The sequence below is a fragment of the Oceanirhabdus seepicola genome, assembly GCF_023684385.1.
Taxonomy (GTDB): Bacteria; Bacillota; Clostridia; order Clostridiales; family Clostridiaceae; genus Oceanirhabdus; species Oceanirhabdus seepicola.
This window is the reverse complement of the sequence record NZ_JAGSOJ010000002.1, coordinates 449,101-468,459: the sequence shown is the minus strand read 5'-3', so window position 1 is coordinate 468,459 and position 19,359 is coordinate 449,101. Positions and strand designations below refer to the sequence as shown.

At 31.7% G+C, this 19,359-nt stretch carries 17 protein-coding genes; 9 read left to right on the top strand and 8 right to left on the bottom strand.

Features of this window, described 5'->3' with window-relative positions:
* The first annotated feature begins 30 nt into the window (after positions 1 to 30).
* A complete protein-coding gene (locus KDK92_RS09725) occupies positions 31 to 1,164 on the top strand; it encodes a glycosyltransferase family 4 protein (RefSeq protein WP_250859070.1) in 1,134 nt (377 codons plus the stop codon).
* 68 nt (positions 1,165 to 1,232) lie between these two features.
* On the opposite strand, the gene larC is transcribed toward KDK92_RS09725, so the two are convergent.
* From larC to KDK92_RS09695, 6 genes are all read right to left on the bottom strand, one after another.
* Positions 1,233 to 2,402, bottom strand: a complete 1,170-nt coding sequence (gene larC, locus KDK92_RS09720) for a nickel pincer cofactor biosynthesis protein LarC (RefSeq protein WP_250859069.1) — start codon at positions 2,400 to 2,402, stop codon at positions 1,233 to 1,235.
* Positions 2,403 to 2,435: 33 nt separating this feature from the next.
* Complete coding sequence (locus tag KDK92_RS09715) at positions 2,436 to 3,173, bottom strand: flavodoxin family protein (protein WP_250859068.1); 738 nt, start codon at positions 3,171 to 3,173, stop codon at positions 2,436 to 2,438.
* Between the two features lie 20 nt (positions 3,174 to 3,193).
* Positions 3,194 to 4,858 (bottom strand): SH3 domain-containing protein, encoded by a 1,665-nt coding sequence (locus KDK92_RS09710; RefSeq protein ID WP_250859067.1) that lies wholly within the window; start codon positions 4,856 to 4,858, stop codon positions 3,194 to 3,196.
* Between the two features lie 570 nt (positions 4,859 to 5,428).
* Complete coding sequence (locus KDK92_RS09705; RefSeq protein ID WP_250859066.1) at positions 5,429 to 6,622, bottom strand: glycosyltransferase family 4 protein; 1,194 nt, start codon at positions 6,620 to 6,622, stop codon at positions 5,429 to 5,431.
* Between the two features lie 90 nt (positions 6,623 to 6,712).
* Positions 6,713 to 7,729 (bottom strand): lysylphosphatidylglycerol synthase transmembrane domain-containing protein, encoded by a 1,017-nt coding sequence (locus KDK92_RS09700; RefSeq protein WP_250859065.1) that lies wholly within the window; start codon positions 7,727 to 7,729, stop codon positions 6,713 to 6,715.
* On the bottom strand, positions 7,729 to 8,763 hold the full coding sequence (locus tag KDK92_RS09695) for a glycosyltransferase family 4 protein (RefSeq protein WP_250859064.1): 1,035 nt from the start codon (positions 8,761 to 8,763) through the stop codon (positions 7,729 to 7,731). The genes KDK92_RS09700 and KDK92_RS09695 overlap by 1 nt, the downstream gene beginning before the upstream one ends.
* A 331-nt stretch (positions 8,764 to 9,094) precedes the next feature.
* Between KDK92_RS09695 and KDK92_RS09690 the strand changes: the two genes are divergently transcribed.
* From KDK92_RS09690 to KDK92_RS09655, 8 genes are all read left to right on the top strand, one after another.
* Positions 9,095 to 10,246 carry a DUF3798 domain-containing protein gene (locus KDK92_RS09690; RefSeq protein ID WP_250859063.1) on the top strand — a complete coding sequence of 384 codons (1,152 nt, stop codon included), beginning with the start codon at positions 9,095 to 9,097 and terminating at the stop codon, positions 10,244 to 10,246.
* Positions 10,247 to 10,317: 71 nt separating this feature from the next.
* Positions 10,318 to 11,934: a sugar ABC transporter ATP-binding protein gene (locus KDK92_RS09685; protein ID WP_250859062.1), complete on the top strand. Its 1,617-nt coding sequence runs from the start codon at positions 10,318 to 10,320 to the stop codon at positions 11,932 to 11,934.
* Complete coding sequence (locus KDK92_RS09680) at positions 11,934 to 12,980, top strand: ABC transporter permease subunit (protein ID WP_250859061.1); 1,047 nt, start codon at positions 11,934 to 11,936, stop codon at positions 12,978 to 12,980. Before KDK92_RS09685 ends, KDK92_RS09680 begins: the two co-directional genes overlap by 1 nt.
* Positions 12,981 to 12,982: 2 nt before the next feature.
* Positions 12,983 to 14,275: an ABC transporter permease subunit gene (locus tag KDK92_RS09675; protein ID WP_250859060.1), complete on the top strand. Its 1,293-nt coding sequence runs from the start codon at positions 12,983 to 12,985 to the stop codon at positions 14,273 to 14,275.
* 168 nt (positions 14,276 to 14,443) lie between these two features.
* On the top strand, positions 14,444 to 15,007 hold the full coding sequence (locus tag KDK92_RS09670) for a sigma-70 family RNA polymerase sigma factor (RefSeq protein ID WP_250859059.1): 564 nt from the start codon (positions 14,444 to 14,446) through the stop codon (positions 15,005 to 15,007).
* Positions 15,004 to 15,342, top strand: coding sequence for a hypothetical protein (locus KDK92_RS09665; RefSeq protein WP_250859058.1), 339 nt, complete (start codon positions 15,004 to 15,006; stop codon positions 15,340 to 15,342). Before KDK92_RS09670 ends, KDK92_RS09665 begins: the two co-directional genes overlap by 4 nt.
* Positions 15,343 to 15,344: 2 nt before the next feature.
* Complete coding sequence (locus KDK92_RS09660; RefSeq protein ID WP_250859057.1) at positions 15,345 to 15,830, top strand: zinc ribbon domain-containing protein; 486 nt, start codon at positions 15,345 to 15,347, stop codon at positions 15,828 to 15,830.
* A 1-nt stretch (position 15,831) separates the two neighbouring features.
* Positions 15,832 to 16,215, top strand: coding sequence for a hypothetical protein (locus KDK92_RS09655; protein ID WP_250859056.1), 384 nt, complete (start codon positions 15,832 to 15,834; stop codon positions 16,213 to 16,215).
* 244 nt (positions 16,216 to 16,459) lie between these two features.
* On the opposite strand, the gene KDK92_RS09650 is transcribed toward KDK92_RS09655, so the two are convergent.
* Positions 16,460 to 17,746 carry a uracil-xanthine permease family protein gene (locus KDK92_RS09650; RefSeq protein WP_250859055.1) on the bottom strand — a complete coding sequence of 429 codons (1,287 nt, stop codon included), beginning with the start codon at positions 17,744 to 17,746 and terminating at the stop codon, positions 16,460 to 16,462.
* Positions 17,747 to 18,357: 611 nt separating this feature from the next.
* The gene (locus tag KDK92_RS09645; protein WP_250859054.1) at positions 18,358 to 19,233 is read right to left on the bottom strand and encodes an ATP-binding protein; all 876 of its coding nucleotides are present in this window, start codon (positions 19,231 to 19,233) and stop codon (positions 18,358 to 18,360) included.
* Positions 19,234 to 19,359: the final 126 nt, after the last annotated feature.

The following is a 19,359-nucleotide window of genomic DNA, read 5'->3' as shown; positions in this document are numbered from 1 at the left end:
ATATACTCTAAACTTGTTAGGAGTGGTTCAATGAAAATAGCCATTGATAGTCGAAGTGCTACATGGTATCACGGCACCGGCATCGGTACTTATACTGAAAACCTTCTAAGAGAGCTTCTCTCTTTAGATTCAGATAACGAATACTTGCTATACTGGTCTGGCAAAAGCAAAGATTATATACTAAATAATCCTTGCAAAAAAGTATTAACATCAAAAAAACATCATAGATTCTTCCAACAACACTTTTTTCCCTATAACTTACAGAAAAATAATATAGAACTATACCATATTCCCCAGAATGGAATAGGACTTAATAGTGAAATTGACTGTCTCAAGGTAGCAACTATACACGACCTTATACCTTACATTATGCCTGAAACAGTTGGAAAAGGTTATCTATGTAAGTTTTTAAAAGAAATCCCAAATATAATCGATTCATGTGATGGACTTATCACCGTCTCTGAATATTCTAAACAAGATATTATGCGATTCTTTCCTTCCTTTGACCCTGAAAGAATATTTGTAACTCCTTTGGCTACAAATTCTAACTTTTGCCAATTAAACAAAGATGCTTGTAAAAAATTGATTAGTGAAAAATATAATATTAACAGTAAATTCATCCTATACATGGGAGGCTTCAGTGATAGAAAAAACGTAAACTCATTAATTGAAGCTTACTCAAATGTACGTTCATCATTAAACGAAGAGATAAAACTTGTCATATTAGGTTCCTATAGAGATAAAAGCCAGAAACTAGTGACAATGTGCTCTGATATGAACATAGAAGATCATGTTATTTTTGCTGGCTTTATACCAGAAGAACATGTAAGTAGCTTTTATAATGCATGTGAAGTTTTTGTATATCCTTCTTACTATGAGGGATTTGGACTTCCTCCACTAGAAGCTATGAGTTGTGGTACTCCTGTAATCTGCTCAACCACAACATCTATTCCTGAAGTTGTAGCTGATTCCTGTATTCCAATAAATCCATATAAACTTGATTCCATAAGCAATGCTATATGCAAAATTATAAAGGATGATAACTTAAGAAATGCTCTATCACAAAAAGGATTAGAAAGAGCTAAATTATTCTCTTGGAAATATACTGCCAAGAAGACTCTTGAAGCCTATGAAGCCATTAAGCACCTTTCCTCATGTCACTAGCCTCTTATTTGGAGGTCTATTAATATAAATGGCAGATGAAGTTAATTCTCCATCTGCCTTCTAATATTCTATATATTTTTAATAATATATTCTTCTACTTCATTAAATGATATCCCATGCTCTTGAACAATTTTCTTGATATCATCATATTCTCCTTTAAACTTTATCACCTCATCTCCAATTAAAGCACCCTTTACTGTAACTGCTCCCCATGGAGTCATAATCTCCTGAAATTTTCTTTTCATCATAACTTTATCAACGAAATATTTTCTTATGCCTAATGAAGTTGTATTCTTGAAAATAAATTTAATTACATCCTCACTTATATTCTCATCACACAATACACCTAGCTTTACACCTGGTCTAGATTTCTTCATAATTATATTTTCCATAAACACATCTTTTGCACCTATCTCAAATATTTTTTCCATTATGAATTCAAATCTCTCAGCCTTCATATCATCAATATTACACTCTATCATTAATTCTCTATTCATTATAAATTTTTCTTTATTTTCACCTTTTGAGGCTTCCCCAATATATACCCTAAGAACATTTGGTATATCCATATCACGAGTTCCCACACCGTATCCAGTCTTTACTATCTTAAAATCTGGTGTGTCCGTGAACTTATCCACATTTCCTTTTATGATTGCAGCACCTGTTGGTGTTGATGTCTCAAATTGAACAAGACCACTTTTAACAGGAACATCTTTAAGTATCTCACAAACAGCTGGTGCTGGAACTGGTATTGTGCCATGAGCACACTTTACAAACCCTCCACCTAACTGCACTGTTGAACACCAAATCTCATCAATATCTAGATATTCAAGGCATATAGCAGCACCTACAACATCAACAATGGAATCAATTGCACCTACCTCATGAAAATGTATCTCCTCTAGTGATTTGTTATGAACCTTACCTTCAGCTTCTCCAATCAATATGAACATTTTCATGGCACGTTTCTTAATAGTTTCACTCAGTTCGCTCTTATCAAGTATTTCTCTTATATCATTAATATTCCTATGAACGTGCCCTTCTTCATATATAACATCTACCTTTGTACCGTATATACCTAATTTATCTTTCTTAGAAAACTCAATACTGATTCCATCTATATTTAATTTCTTTATCTCACTTAATAATAGTTCTTTGGGTACACCTATATCAACCAATGCACCTAAATTCATGTCTCCACTTACCCCTGAGAAACAGTCATAATATAAAATTTTCAACACTTTTCCTCCTTCAGTATAGCTAATGCATATTCAAATAGACTTTTTGATCTTCTTGTACATCATTTTATAAAAAGCTTTTGACAACACCTTATTTATAGGATTTATTTTGCATTTGTAAAAATAATCACTGTCAATCCATCCCTTTTTAATCCAGTATTCCTCATCCTGTTCAAGAACCTTCTGAGCAAGGACTTTCTGCATGCTGAACATCATCAACATATTCAGTGAAGGTTTAAATGTATCACTCCCCTTCTCAATATTTATAATAAACTTTTCAATCTCATTTTCTCTAACCTTATCTTTAAGATTCATAACAGTTCTCTTCACACATCCTGACGGATATGCTCCCCACTCAACAGCAAGAAGGTTCATATATTTTCCCGTTTCTTTAATCCCACCTCCAGCAGTAGTTATTAAATTAAGGATAGGCTTACCATAAATCTCTGTTCTATGAAACCACCTACATGTTCTATCTACAAAAGTTTTAAGTCTTCCACAAATATTGAACATATATACTGGTGTACTCATTACAATACCATCAGATTGAATTAATTTATCCATGATAATCTCAGCATCATCATTAAGAGGACATCCCCCTCCTATAAGGCATGTTTCACATCCTACACATTCTTTAACATTATGTTTCATAAGATGCACAATCTCAAACTCATATCCCTTACTTTTTAATATTTCTCCAATTTCATTAAGTTTTTTTGCCGTATTTCCATTTACTCTACTGCTACTTATTCCTATAATCTTCTTCCCCAATTTGACCACTCCTATGTTTTTTACTCTAGTATTTTTAGATATGAACTATATAGATTTATATAAGATTTTCCTGATCCAGATAACATATCTAAAGGAGTAACTGCCATTCTGAAAACATCTCCATATCTCGTACCTTTATCATCCTTTAAAGTAGCTCCTGTAAAGTTATGAATTATATAGTCTCTTTCTTTCCATCTTCCAATATACATAACTTCGTGTCCATTCATAAAAATTAGATCTCCAGGTTGAAGTTCTTTTACTTTTTCGTATCTCCTATCTGTATCCAACCCATTAAGATTTGTACTACTTCCATATGAATCCTCTTGCTCATCAGTATTCCTAGGAAGATATATTCCCATAGTTCTATATATCCCCATCATTGTACTTGAGCAATCTCTACCAACAGATTTATCCCCCCATGAATAATCCGTCCCTTGAAGTTTAAAAGCTTGTTTTATTATGTTTTCTCTTGTAGCCTGTAAGTATCCTTCTGAATAATCAATATTTTTTACCTTTGCTTGTACTACCTTGAGGTTCCCATTTTCATCTCTAATTGGTATTGAAGCATATGTCCTTTCCATCTCCATGTCTTTATACCTAATTGGTAGTTTTACCCCCATTGAATAATAATATTTCTTTCCATTATACTCAACACTCACTCTATCCTGAGTAATAACAATAAACTCTTCTGCTTCAACAAACTTCCGAACCTCTTCTCTGCTGTCAAATGCCACATTCTCTCTTTTCATCCAACCTGCATAGTTTTGACCCTGAACAAATAACCAATTTTCATCAAGACTCTCATGTAGAACTGTTACTCCCTCACCAGCTTCAAATGCAGTTTCCTGTATTCTATCAAATCTATCTCCTTTTACTTTATGAAACTCAACATCAGTAGGAAATGATCTAATATCACTTCTCGTAGTAACCACTCCATATCTTAGCTTAGTTTCATCCTTAATTTTATCCTTGTTTAAATTTTTTATTATCTCATCATAAAACCAATCTTTAAGTTCTATTTCATCTTTATTGTACATAATTCTACTTGGAATTTTGTATCTATTTATCATTTTCATAATTTCATCTTTATTTATTGATTCTCTTAATGAATATATATCAAGCATAGTATCTACATTCTTAACATTTGCAGTATTAATCGCCTCTATATTCTCATGAACATTCTTATCCTTTATGTTGTCTATCCAAAAATCATTCTTAAGCATTTCCTCTTCTACTTCATAATGCTTAAATATATTGCTTTCTATGTTAACACCCTTCAACTCTAATGTCTCCACATTAAACTTAGCAACTACTTCCTTATCAAGAGTTGATAAGCCCTCCTTAGATGTCTTTACTTCACTATTAATTATCAGGTAATAGGCACCTCTCATATATCCTGTATTTGGGGGATATATGAAAATTGTATTCTTATTTTTATCTCCATACTTAACCTTTATGCCTGTTACAGCTTCTTTTCCCTCTTTATCTTTAAATACGCCAATATAATCTAGTGACTCTTCTGATATTGGAGCGTTAAACACAACCTTCCAAACCTTATCACTATCATAATATCCATGCTTCATTATAAATTCACTATGAATAGCTTGTACGCCTTCCCCATAAAATAATATTATACACAATAATATAATCCCTATTTTGCTAATATTTCTATAAAAAACTCTCATCTCATTACCTCATCTAATAAAATTTGCCTCTATATTATATTTTACAATACTTCTTCATAAAGGCATATATTATTTTTATTTGTTAATAATTTATTTAGAACCAAAGGGCATAAAAAAGAAATGTATAATTGATAATGGAGAATGGAGAATGATGGATGTTTCTGCTTTAGGGCAGAAACTTTATCTTATTGTTCTTTAGGACAAATAGTTTACTCATTTTATCCAAGGATAAAATATTGTATTTAAAATACAACAATGTTCTCTATTTTTTATTAACTCAAATCTTTAGAAGCAAAAGAAAAAGTCGGCGACGTAATTGTCACCAACTTTTTTTGATTTAAATGTAATGTTCATACTTCTAAATGTAATTCAGAAAATCAAAGATTTTTTTGAAAAATATTTTTACTGGTTTTATCAACGAATAAAGTATTGTATTTCAAGTATAATGTTTTATTCTTAATGAAACGAGTTAATCCTTTATTGTCCAAAGAACAATAAAATTAAAATTTCTCGTAGAGAAATGTCCATCATTCTCCATTATCAATTATACATTATCCATTGCGGTTTTATCTACACTGTTTTTTCAATTTTATTTTGATCATGCAATTCTATAACTTCACTGTATAAATTACTTACTGTCTTACCAAAGTGTTTTGATGATAAAGGTTCTATCTCATCATATGCTTGCTGAGCAATTTTACTTCCCTTATCATTATCATTCAATAACGCCTTAAGGATAATAGAAAGTTCATGATCTTCTTTAAATATTAATCCATTCTTCTCATGTTTTAATATATCTTCTAAGTTCTTATCATACTTAGCTATAACAGGTACTTTTGCAGCCATTGCCTCTGAAAATGTCAAACCTTGTGTCTCAGTTACAGATGCACTAACAAAAACATCTCCAAGCTGATAATACTTTCCTACATCTTTCCATGGTTTCTCACCTGCAAAAATTATATAATCAGATATTGATAATTTTCCAGCTAACTCTTTTAATTCATCAAGAGCTGGTCCATCACCTACAATTAGCATTCTTACATTCTTATCTTCTTCTATTAATGTTTTCACGGCATTAATTACAACATCAATACTCTTCTCCCTTGCAATTCTACCAATGAATAGAACAACTTTGTTCTCCTTATTTAATCCTAGTTTGGCCCTTAATAGGTCTCCCTCTTCACTGCTATGATTTTCCCTTTTAAAAGGCTCCAAATCAATTCCAGTAGGTATAATCTCAACGAAATCATGCTTCAAACCATATTCCTCTAACTTTTCCTTAACCTTAGATGTTGGTACAATAACAGCATTGCAATCTTTGCAATAGGCTTTACTTACCCTCTTAGCAAAACCTGCTGCTGGCTTCAGCATTGAAGTTGGAGCAACATAATGTACATAATCCTCATACATTGTATGATATGTATGTATCACAGGTATTCCCAACCTTTTAGCAACGATTCTTCCGAATAGACCTATGCTGAATTCAGTTTGTGTATGAATTATATCCAAGTTAAGTTTCTTTATTTTTCTCCATATCTTAGCAGAATAAACACTACCAACCCTTTGTGTCTTTAGTGGAAGAAATGGAATACTTGGTAGTCTTAAAATATTTTTCTCTTCCTCAACCTTAAGCTCTGGATGCTTTACAGTTACAATAGTAACATTATGCCCTAGATTCTCTAACTCTTTTTTTAAAATTTTTGCTGACGTAACAACACCACTTATTACTGGTGAGTATGAATCCGTAAATATCCCAATGTTCATAATACTCCCGCTCTCTTTCTTAGGCCTATTCAATGAATACGCCTTAATTCTTTTTATATCATCAAATAACTTAATCTCATCTTAATTTTATTATTTCGTCTCCAAAAGCCCTTTTGAATATGATGTTCTCATAAGTACTACAGCTCCAAATATCAAGCAAGAATAAAATGTAATTATTCTCCAAATTAAAATTCCAGTAAGGATATTTTGTTCTTGGAAAAACAACTGAAAGAAGATGTAAAATCCACCTTCTGCTCCTCCTGAAGCCCCTGGTAATGGAATAAATGCGGTCAACATCATAACGAAAGCATTAGCCGCAATCATATTTATCAATTGTGCATTTCCACCTTCAAAGCTATAGTATACAAAATAAGGTATTGCAAAAAATACTGTTAACTGCAGTGTAGTATATATAATAGCATTTGCTATTACTCTTTTATTTTTCTTTAGAATTATAATATTATCATGAAATTTATCTAATTGTTCATCAAGTTTTTGCTCCATACTCTTAACATCTTTCACAATCTTAAGCTTGTTTAATAACTTGTTTAGTAAATTGAAAAACGAGTGTGTAAACTTTTTATATTTAGCAAATATAAGTAGTGCAATTATTACTCCAGTATTTACTATAAAACCTATCATGCTCAAATAAAATATATTTTTAAGCTTCCCCTGAAAAAATGGAGCTTTCCATACAATAAGCACAATAGAATATACTGTGAGCACAGATTGATAAACAATATATTTCATCATTAGAATTGATCCAGCTTCCCCAGCTCCTATGCCTTCCTTTGTTAAAGCAAAAAGCTGTGCTGGCTGTCCCCCACTGGCAAAAGGTGTTACAGAGTTGAAAAATTGTCCTATCATAGTCACCTTGAATGATTTCTTTAAACTATCTACTTTTGTCAAGGACTTCATTATGGTTTGTAAACTTTTACTCTCAAAAATCCAGTAAAGAAACATACATAAAAAAGCCCCAATTATCCATTCGTATTTTAAGGAAGTTAACTGTTTTATAAGATCGCCCCAACCTTTTGTTAGTGATATAAATATTAGCAATACAAGCCCAGATGCTCCTCCAATTATCAGGTTAAGTCTATCTTTCATTAATTTTCTCCTCTTAATGAGTTCATAGTCATGTCATAAAACTTTTTCCAAAGTTTAGTTACATTTTCCTCACTATAATAGTATGCCCCTTCCTTAGACTTTTCTACATAAAAATCATTAAACTCACAATCTTCTTTTAACCTATCAATAATTTCAATAAATTCATCATCTGAATCACCTTTAGCATAATAATCAAAAAGTATATTTTTATAAACATCAATATCTCTCAAAAGTATTGGTGTATTTGTGTTCATAGCTTCTAAAATAGCCATTGGGAATAATTCATTATAAGATGGCATGAAATATACATCACACATATTAAACAGGTCATTCATCTTTTCCCTACCAACTATTCCAGTGAAAAGAACGTTATCAGGTGGGTTATCAACTACAGCTTTTAACTCCTTATACCCAGCTGTTATATTACCGAAAGAAAATCCTCCAGCCCAAACAAATTGTATGTCTGGCCTTCTTTTTGCTATATTAACAAAATCCATTACTCCTTTTCTTGTTTGTACCTGTCCTGCAGATAGAACAACAAATTTATCTTTAGATATTTTATATTCAGCCTTTACTGCATCTTTTTTCTCTTGCTCAAACTCATAAAATCTTTCCTTTGAAACAAAATTCGGTATATATATTATTTTTTCTCTAGCTATTCCATGCTCCTCTAACTTAGCTATAAAATTCGGATTAACCGTTACTAGATAATCCATTTTCTTATAGAAATCAATCATATATTTAAAAAATACCTTTTCAGCAATCTTAGGTAATTTCAAACTACCTTTTATTGTTTCTGGAATAAAATGTACATACCCAACTGTTTTTCCACTGAATTTTGCAAAAGGAATACCCAAATAATACTTCAAATCTATTGTATGATAATGCGTTATATCTGCTTTTTTTAACTTATTAATATTTACATCATATTCTTTTAAATTATTCTTAACTAAATTCACCTGTTCTATATATGCAGATCCAACACCCTGTCCTTTTACCTTATCTGCTGATGAAAACATATTTATTGTAGGCATAAAATCACTCCAATCTTACCTAATATTATATTTCTATCTTTTATTATCCTATAAAAATTATAGTTCCTAAAGATGAATAGTTCTTTAATTAAACCTTAAAACTTCCTTAAATTTTTAATTATTCCAACAAATCAAGGTTTATATACTAATTTACCCATCCAAAAGAAAATTATAATTCTAAATTTTTCTTACGTGAATATATATTAATTAAAGTTTAAGGGTTTCAAGTTCACTATTAATACATACAAGTCTAAAAATCACAAACTCATTGATATTTCGGACAAGTATCTATTATGTTTCACTATGAAACTCTATTATTAGGGGGGAATTTATGTTTAAAAAAATTACTACTATTCTTTTATTAATGTTTGTTGTTTTCTCTTTTAGCTCTTTAACATCATGTGGTAAAGATAAAGCTGGAAATAATAACGGTAAAAAGAAAGCTTATAAAATTGGTATAATGACTGGTACTGTAACTCAAAATGAAGAAGAGTACAGAGCTGCACAAAGAGTAAAAGCAAAATATGGAGATATGATAATCCATCAGACATCTCCTGACGACTTCATGAAAGAACAGGAAGTTACCATTTCTAATGTCTTGTCTATGGCATCTGATCCAGATGTTAAAGCAATAATTATTTGTCAAGCTATACCTGGAAGCTCTGCTGCAATTGATAAAGCAAGAGAGATGAGAGATGATATCTTATTTATCGTAGGTGTTCCTGGTGAAGATCCTGATATGATAGCTTCTAAAGCTGATATCGTTCTTCAAGCAGATGAGCTTGGAATGGGTACAGCAATTATTGAACAAGCGAAAAAACAAGGTGCTAAAACTTTTGTTCACTATTCATTCCCAAGACATATGTCTTATCAACTTCTTTCAATGAGAAGAGATATATTTAAAGAACAATGTAAAGAATTAGGACTTGAGTTTGTAGATGCTACTGCTCCAGACCCAACAGGAGATGCTGGTGTTCCTGGTGCTCAACAATTCATACTTGAAGATGTCCCAAGAAAAGTTGCTGAATACGGTAAAGATACTGCATTCTTCTCTACAAACTGTTCAATGCAGGAACCACTTATAAAATCATGTCTTCTTGAAGGTGCTATTTATCCTCAACCTTGTTGTCCTAGCCCATATCATGGATTCCCAGGTGCTTTAGGAATTGCAATTCCAGAAGATAAACAAGGGGATATCCCATATGCAGTTGAACAAATCAAATCTAAAATCGCTGAATACGATGGTACAGGAAGATTCTCTACTTGGCCAGTACCTATAAACATGATGTTTATAGAAGCTGGTGCAGAGTATGCTATAGCATATCTTGATGGAAATACTGATGGAATGAATGATTCTGAAAAATTAGGAGAATTATTCAAGGATTATGCTGATAATGATATAACAATGACAACTTATACAAACAGTGAAGGAAATGAGTTAGATAACATGTATTTAATCCTTCTTGACTATCTTACATTCTAAAAAAGATCAGAATTATAATAACTTGAGGCAGGATAATATCCTGCCTCTTTAAAAAGGAGGTTAAATGACTCATGAGTGAATACGTATTGCAGATGGATAATATATCAAAATTCTATGGTGAAAATCAGGTTTTAAAAGATATAACTTTGAAAATAAAACCTGGAGAAATCCATGCACTTATAGGAGAAAATGGTGCGGGTAAATCTACTCTTATGAACATACTCTTTGGAATGCCCGTAATAAATTCAACTGGTGGTTTCAAAGGAAAAATTATATTAGATGGTGAGGAAATTAATATCTCTTCTCCTATGAAAGCAATGGATCATGGAATAGGTATGGTTCACCAAGAATTTATGTTAATCCCAGGCTTTACAGTTACTGAAAATATAAAACTTAATAGAGAACGAACAAAGGACAACCCTATAAGTAAATTATTAGGACCAAACCTTAAAACTTTGGACACTAAAAGAATGAAGGTTGAATCACAAAAAGCCTTAAATAAACTTGGAATGGATATTGACTGCTATTCCAAAATAGCTGGATTACCTGTAGGACATATGCAATTCGTTGAGATTGCCCGTGAAATTGATAAGGAGAACTTAAAACTTTTAGTATTTGATGAGCCTACAGCGGTATTGACAGAAACTGAAGCAGATATTTTATTGAAAGCCATGAAGAAGATAGCAAAATCAGGCATTGCAATAATTTTCATATCACATAGGTTAGATGAAATAAAAGAAATTGCAGATACAATAACGATACTTAGGGACGGTTCATTAGTTTGTAGTGATGTATCAACGAACTTTACTACCAAAGATATGGCTGAGAAAATGGTTGGTCGTTCTCTTGATATATCTTACTCTTCAAATGAGAAAAAAGAATTTAAGAATGATGGGGTTCTAATGACCATACGAGATTTAAAGGTTGATATGCCTGGAGAATATGTTAAAAAGGTTGATCTTGACATTTATAAAGGTGAAATTTTAGGAATTGGAGGTCTTGCTGGTCAAGGAAAGATAGGAATATCTAATGGCCTCATGGGATTATGCCATAGTTCCGGGGAAGTGAAATTTAAAGGGAAACCCTTCACATTAAATTCCCCACTATATTCACTTAAGAATAACCTTGCCTTTGTTTCAGAAGATAGACGTGGTGTGGGACTTCTTCTTGAGAGTTCTATCGAAAATAACATTGCTATGTCAGCAATGCAAATTAAGAATGAATTCTTGCTTGATTTAAAACTATTTAAATTAAATGACTGGTGGGGAATTAGAAGAAATTCTCTAAAGTACATTAAAGATTTAGATATTAGATGTAGTGGACCAACACAATTTAGTGGTCGATTAAGTGGTGGAAATCAACAGAAGGTTTGTATAGCCCGTGCTCTAACTCTAGCCCCTGATTTACTGCTTGTATCAGAACCAACTCGTGGAATAGATATAGGTGCTAAAAGATTAGTTCTGAATCTCTTAAAGGATCTTAACGAGAAATTTGGACTAACAATAATTATGACCTCCAGTGAACTTGCAGAACTGCGATCTATAAGTCATAGAATTGCAATTGTATCTGAAGGACAGGTCCAAGGTATACTCCATCCTGATTCAGATGACTATCAATTTGGACTGCTTATGTCTGGAAATTCCTTAGATGATCTTAAAGAGATTGCTCAAAAGGAGTGTGAAAAATAATGACTTCTACTATTAATTCTATTTATAAAAAACTAGGACTTCCAAGAATAATTATAATAAGTTTATTGGTTTTTGTTTATATATTAGCATACATCTTAAAGATACCCTTCTTCGGACTATTTGAAAGTCATCTAGTTCGTATGGGCATGAATGGTATATTAGTTCTTGCCATGGCTCCTACAATAATATCCGGCGTTGGAATGAACTTTGGACTACCTTTAGGCATTGTATGTGGACTTATTGGAGGGTTAGTATCCTTAGAGTTTAATTTTAAAGGCTTTGCAGCCTTGTTTGTGGCAATTATAATTGCCATTCCACTTGCTAGTCTTGCAGGTCTCTTATATGGAAAACTTCTTAACAAAGTTAAAGGATCAGAAATGATGGTTGCAACCTATACTGGATTTTCAATCACATCTTTAATGTGCATAGGTTGGCTTATACTTCCTTTCAATAATGATTTTTTAAGATGGCCTATTGGCAACGGTTTAAGAACAACAATATCACTTGTTGAATTTAACCTGGATAAATTATTAAATAATTGGTTATCCATATCAGTATTTGGTTGGTTTGATTTCCCTACGGGGTTGATATTATTCTTCCTAGTTATGTGCTTATTCATGTGGATCTTCTTCAATACTAAAACTGGAAGAGCAATGAAAGCTGCTGGAAGCAATCCAAAATTTGCAGCAGCAACAGGCATAAATGTAGATAAACAAAGAATTATAGGTACAATACTTTCAACTAGTCTTGGTGCTGTGGGTATTATCGTATATGCTCAAAGCTATGGATTTTTCCAACTTTATAAAGCGCCACTAATGATGGCATTCCCTGCTGTTGCAGCAATATTAATAGGAGGCGCATCTTCCTCTAAAGCAAACATAGCTAATGTTATCTTAGGGGTATTCCTTTTCCAAGGATTACTAGTTGTTGCTCTCCCTGTTGCAAATAAACTAATCCCTGAAGGAAACTTATCTGATGTTATGAGAGTTATTATTCAATATGGAATTATACTCTATGCCTTAACAAAAGCTGGAGGAGGTAAATAATTATGAAAAAAATATATGAAAAGATATCAAGTAATATAGTAACATTTATATTTATAATTATTTGTATTATAGGTATGATTTTCTCAAAACAGCCTCTCTCCTTTATATTTAGAGAACTAGTAAGTAGAGTTGGTCGTAACTCTTTCCTTGTTTTATCCCTAATCATTCCTGTTATATGTGGTATGGGATTAAATTTCGGAATTATTATTGGTGCTATGGCTGGTCAAATTTCAATAATAATTGTAACTAATTGGATTATAAAAGGAGCAGCTCTAGCCTCCCCTCTTGGATTGCTACTTACATTTGCTATAAGCACACCATTTGCTATAATATTTGGTATTCTATCTGGTATGCTTTTAAATAAAACAAAAGGTCAAGAAATGATTTCAAGCTTAATTTTAGGATTCTTTGCAAACGGGTTATACTATCTTTTATTCCTATTTCTTGTAGGTACTATAATTCCAGTTAATAATCCTGTAATAATAATGGCCAATGGTGTAGGTGTTAAAAACACATTAGATCTTAGCAATGGTTTGAAATATACATTAGATAACATAGCTTCCATAGGAGTATTTTCATTTGTAATACTCTTAAGTGCTCTTGCTATTCTATATTCAATATATAGATACTTAAAAAATAAAAATACAAAATTTCAAAAAAAATATATCCATCATATGATTATTTATTTAGTTGTTATAGTTGTTGCTGTTGTTATAATCGATCCTCTTGGGTTGCTAAGTGGAACCTCATCAACTTTTATTAAACAACTTAATATGATATCAAATATAAAGATTCCTCTTATTACATTGTTGGTTATACTGTGTCTGTGCCTATTCAATGTACTTATTGTTAAGACAAAAGCAGGGCAGGATTTCAGGTCAGTAGGACAAGATATTCACATAGCTGAAGTATCAGGAATCAAAGTTAATAAAGTTAGAATTAAAGCTATAGTAATCTCAACTGTTCTAGCCGCATGGGGTCAGATAATCTTCCTCCAGAATCTCGGAACACTAAATACTTACGGAAGTCATGAGCAAATTGCGATGTTCTCCATAGCAGCTATCTTAATAGGAGGTGCCTCTGTTTCTAAAGCTACGATAAAGCATGCTTTATTAGGAACTGTACTGTTCCATACACTATTTATAGTTTCTCCACAAGCAGGTAAGAACCTCTTTGGAGATGCTCAAATAGGAGAGCACTTCAGAGTGTTCATTGCTTACGGAGTAATAGGATTATCCCTTGGTCTCCATGCTTGGAAAAACCATTCAAAGAAGAATAAATCTTTAACTGAATAGTATTAACTTTATACAATAAATAATTATGAAGTGGGCCTTCTTGGTCCCCTTCTTTTTTATAGATACAGTTAATAAATAGTGATTAATCATTTTCCTAAAACTTTTTTTCAATTAAGAGTGAACAAAATTCAAACTCATACGTTAATAATATATGAGAGGAGGGTTATTTTGGAAGGTGTACACTTAAATTCAATAAAATCAAATATAAGCAATGTTAATTTCGAAGATTTTTTCTGTACAAATAAAGATTCACTATACAAACTTTGTTATAATCTTTGTAAAAATACTCCTGATTGTGATGACCTATTTCAAGAAACCTGGTTAAAAACCTACAGAAATTTCTCCTCATTCAAACCAGATAGTAATTTCAGAAGTTGGTTATTTTCAATCTGTTATAACACTTACAAAGATAAATATAGAAAAGATAAAAGATGGATAAACATTATCAATGATTTTTTATCATCAGAAGATAAAGAATGGGTAATGGATAACATTTGTGATAAGGATATGACACCTGAGGAAAAAGTTTGTTTAAATGATGAGAAAGCAATTCTTAAAGAGCACCTATCTCATTTAAAAGATAAGTATAGAGTTCCAGTTATAATGTTTTATTTTAATAATTTACAATACAAAGAGATTTCACAAATTCTTAGTATACCAGTAGGTACTGTGAAGTCCAGAATAAACAAAGGGAAAAAATTGCTTAAAGAAAAAATGGAGGGATGTGAATGACTTTGAAAAACGATAATATAGATGAACTATTATTTTCTATTTCTCAAGAAGAAAGGGTTCCGGATAAGCTTCTTGTAAAAAAAACTCTTAACAGAATACAATATTCTTCCCCTGAGAAGGAGGATAATTCAAAACTTATGTTGGGTGTAGCACTTATACTATTTACCTTGTTGACCTGTTTACTACCAATATCCCTACTCCCAATATTTAAGCATATTTCATTTAAATCACTAAGCATACTTTTAGCTTTAGCCTTTTCTTTTACATTAACACTAAATAGTATATTTGCACTTGTTATTGTTTATTTCAAAAAACCAACTATCCAGGAGGGATAATTATGAAAGAAAAAAACTTTCCTTTTAAAACCTTATTTATAGTATTAATGTCACTTATGGGACTTCTATTTTTTGTAATTTCTGCAATCTTTGTTTTTGCATCAATAAATGACCCATTCTTTCCACCATATGCGTATTTAGTCTTCGGTATAATGCTTCTTATAGTAATAGGATTATTATCAGTTATAAGTACTTTTATATATAAGGATGCACCTAAACACAATATGGAACCATGGATGTGGATGTGTATTGCTGTTTTCGTACCAAATCTTCTAGGTCTACTCATATATCTTATAATAAGAAGCGATAATAAAACTGTAAAAGTTAAATGTATCACTTGTGGAAATAATGTGAAAGAAGAGTATAATATCTGTCCTTATTGTGGGAACTCATTAGATTATAAATGTCGTGAGTGTGGAACAAAAATATCTCCTAATTGGATTTTATGTCCAAAATGTGGTACAAAAACTGAACAGGATGTGAAGTAAAATGAAAAAAAATTTTTCAGGCTTATTAATAATAATATGCTTAATTTTTGTAATCACAGGCTGTTCTACTAGAGTTATGAGTTTTAGTTCAGAATCATCCAGTTCTATGAAATCTTCATATCATAAATTCTCAGGGTCTGAATCAAAGAGAATTAACTGTAAAACTGGATATGAAGTTAAAGTAAGTTGCACCACTGAAGTTGAAGAAGGTTCTCTTACTGTTACATTAATAGAAAAAGGAAATGATGACCCTATTTATACCTTCAAAAATAATGAAGATGATAGTTACACATTTACAGCAGAAAAAGGTGAAAAATATTATGTAAAGATTATTGGAGATGACACTAAAGGAAGTTATGATATAAAATTTGATAAAATAAACTAATCTTCTTCAATGCATGTATAGGCTCTTTAATTAAGAGCTTTAGATTAATGTATAATTGAGAATGGATAATGTATAGCCTATAGTTTTGGTTTTGACTATAAATCTTAAATTTAAAAGAGAGGTCATCCTGATTTGCCAGGATGACCTCTCTTTAGAAAATTGTCAAACTATATTTAAGATATTTTGAAGAATGAAGAATATCCACCTTATTTGTTCTCTATTCTTTCTTCTCTATTACAATTTATTATATTTCAACTCTATCAGCTTCAGGTGTTTTGAATACAAATCCTAATACTACATTTAGTATAACTCCTACTAAAGCAGCAAGGCTTAATCCACCTATGCTAACAGACTCTGTTATTGGTATTGAAATGTTAAGTCCTATATACTTTTGAAAGTATGTTCCGTATAATCCTAAGAATAATATAACTCCCATAACTGTACAGTTCTTAACATTAAACTTAACTTTATTATTCTTGATTGTCTTAGCTCCTACCAGTGATATCATTGAGAATAATACTAAACTTATACCACCCATTACGAATACTGGTATACAGTTTAAAAATCCTCCAACCTTTCCTAAGAATCCAAGAAGTATTGCAAATACTGCCGCTAATCTTAATATTGATGGATCATAGTTCTTTGTAAGTGCAAGAACTCCTGTATTTTCCCCGTAAGTTGTGTTTGCAGGTCCACCCATGAAACCAGCGAATAGTGTTGCAAGTCCATCTCCTAATAGTGTTCTATTTAAACCTGGATCCTCGATAAAGTTCTTCCCTACTACTGATCCATTTGATGTTATATCTCCTAAATGCTCCATAAATACTGCAAGAACAACAGGTGCAATTACCATTATTGCTCCCATACTAAATTTAGGTAAATTAAAATGTGGTATTTGTACTATACTTGCTTGTGAAACTGTTGATAAATCTACTAATCCTAAGATTCCTGATACTGTACATCCCATTACAATTCCAATCATTATAGCTAACTGTTTTGAAAAACCTTTTCCAAACACCTTTACAATAATTACAGTTCCAAGTGTAATCCCAGCTATCATATAATTCACTGATGCCATGTCTAATGCAACTGGTACAAGATTTAATCCGATTACCATGATCATTGGTCCAACCACATGAGATGGTAATAACCTCTTAACCTTATCTACACCAACTTTGTTTACAATTAATGAAGCTAATACATATATAAGACCAGATACTACAATTCCTCCCTGTGCATATGACAAATCTCCATTATATGCTACCTTTACAGAATTAATTACCCCTATGAATGCAAATGATGATCCTAAAAATACTGGTACCTTTCCTTTTGTTACAGTGTGGAATATCAATGTTCCAACACCTGCACATACAAGTGCTACTGATGGATCAAACCCTGTTAACATTGGAACTAACACCGTTGCTCCGAACATTGCAACTAGATGTTGAAGTGCTAAAATCACCTTCTTAACTCCTGCTAATGAACTACTGCTTTCGCTGCTCTTACCTCTCTGTAATACGCTTTCACTCATTTAATTTACCTCCCTCTATTTTCTGGAGAGAGCCTCTCTCCTTCTCAGTCTCTCTGGACTGAATTAAAGACTTTAATAAAAAAACTTCTTACCTGTTGGCAAGAAGTATCAATTCGAAATTATATATTCATCCCTCTATTACACTATTAGCTATACATTATGTGGGTATGAAATATATTTACTCTTATATGATCACCTTGCCAATCTCTCGGACTGGATTAAAGATTAATTACTCTTATTGGACATAATATCATATTATCTTATGTAATACAAGCCCCTTTTTATATAAATTTTTCAAAAGAAAGAAAACTCCTTGAATCATGAAAAAGTTGAGAGTTGGAAACCTTGAAACAAATGTATAATGGATAATGATTGATTTTTCTGCTTGCGCACAAACTACATTTATTATTGGTTATGAAGCAACATATGTTTACTCGTTTCATTTAAAATGAAACATTGTATTCAAAGTACAATATTTTATCTAGAGATAAAATAAGTAAAAAACTCTTGTCCTAAAGAACAATATTAATGTAGGTTCTGACCTTAGTCAGAACCATCCTTCATTCTCCATTATCAATTATCCATTATCCATTTCTTTTTAATAAATCCTCTTAAAAGGATTTATTAGTAACGTTTCCTTCTGTATCAATTGTTACTTCTTCATATGGAATTATTGTTCCAGCTTGAAGAATGGCGCCTTTTACAGAATCAATAATTCCTCTACAACATGGTACTGACATTCTTACAACCTTAATGCTTTTAATGTTATTTTCTTTAATAATTTGAGCTAACTTATTCTTATAGAAGTCATTGTCATCAAGTTTTGGACATCCAATTAAAGTGATTCTCCCCTTGATGAAATCTCTGTGGAAATTAGCATATGCGTATGCAGTACAGTCAGCAGCAATTAGAATATCAGCATTCTCAAAGTATGGTGCATTAACATTAACAAGTTTTAATTGTACTGGCCATTGCATTAACTGTGATCCATCTATCTCAGTGTTAACTCTTGGTGTAATAGTCATTGCAGGTTTAACAAATTTACCATTATTAAGTCCATTAGCTGTAACATTAAGAAGTCCCTGTTCTTTTATTAATGATTTAATATCTTTCTTATCTCTGTTTATTGTTTTCCCCATTGTGCCTTGACAATTGCATCCTCCAGCTCCATGATCATGCCCATGTTTATGACCCTGTACAGGTACGTGCTTTTTCTCTTCAGTTTGCTTTTTCATCTCTCTCATATCCTTCATTCTCTTTTCTACAGCCTCTTCATCATATTCCACTGCTTCTCTCTCAATTATATTTATAGCATCTGTTGGGCACGCCGGTAAGCAGTCCCCTAATCCATCACAATAGTCATCTTTTATTAATTTGGCTTTACCATCTATCATCTCTATAGCACCCTCATGACAAGCCGTTACACATAATCCACACCCATTACATTTTTCTTCATTTATCTCAACAATCTTTCTTACAACACTCATGTTATTCACCTCTTATTAATTATAATTTTTCTATATTTCTATACAATATTCAAAGTTAACAAAAGCCTTATCAAACATTTTATCTTTTGTTTATGAATAAAGTATACTATAATAAAAACAAAATAA

Coding starts and splice junctions, on each gene's coding strand:
- KDK92_RS09710 (WP_250859067.1), bottom strand. CDS start 4,858: ATGAGAGTTTTTTATAGAAATATTAGCAAAATAGGGATTATATTATTG.
- KDK92_RS09650 (WP_250859055.1), bottom strand. CDS start 17,746: ATGAGTGAAAGCGTATTACAGAGAGGTAAGAGCAGCGAAAGCAGTAGT.
- KDK92_RS09685 (WP_250859062.1), top strand. CDS start 10,318: ATGAGTGAATACGTATTGCAGATGGATAATATATCAAAATTCTATGGT.
- KDK92_RS09700 (WP_250859065.1), bottom strand. CDS start 7,729: ATGAAAGATAGACTTAACCTGATAATTGGAGGAGCATCTGGGCTTGTA.
- KDK92_RS09665 (WP_250859058.1), top strand. CDS start 15,004: ATGACTTTGAAAAACGATAATATAGATGAACTATTATTTTCTATTTCT.
- KDK92_RS09690 (WP_250859063.1), top strand. CDS start 9,095: ATGTTTAAAAAAATTACTACTATTCTTTTATTAATGTTTGTTGTTTTC.
- KDK92_RS09705 (WP_250859066.1), bottom strand. CDS start 6,622: ATGAACATTGGGATATTTACGGATTCATACTCACCAGTAATAAGTGGT.
- KDK92_RS09645 (WP_250859054.1), bottom strand. CDS start 19,233: ATGAGTGTTGTAAGAAAGATTGTTGAGATAAATGAAGAAAAATGTAAT.
- KDK92_RS09655 (WP_250859056.1), top strand. CDS start 15,832: ATGAAAAAAAATTTTTCAGGCTTATTAATAATAATATGCTTAATTTTT.
- KDK92_RS09695 (WP_250859064.1), bottom strand. CDS start 8,763: ATGCCTACAATAAATATGTTTTCATCAGCAGATAAGGTAAAAGGACAG.
- KDK92_RS09725 (WP_250859070.1), top strand. CDS start 31: ATGAAAATAGCCATTGATAGTCGAAGTGCTACATGGTATCACGGCACC.
- KDK92_RS09680 (WP_250859061.1), top strand. CDS start 11,934: ATGACTTCTACTATTAATTCTATTTATAAAAAACTAGGACTTCCAAGA.
- KDK92_RS09675 (WP_250859060.1), top strand. CDS start 12,983: ATGAAAAAAATATATGAAAAGATATCAAGTAATATAGTAACATTTATA.
- KDK92_RS09660 (WP_250859057.1), top strand. CDS start 15,345: ATGAAAGAAAAAAACTTTCCTTTTAAAACCTTATTTATAGTATTAATG.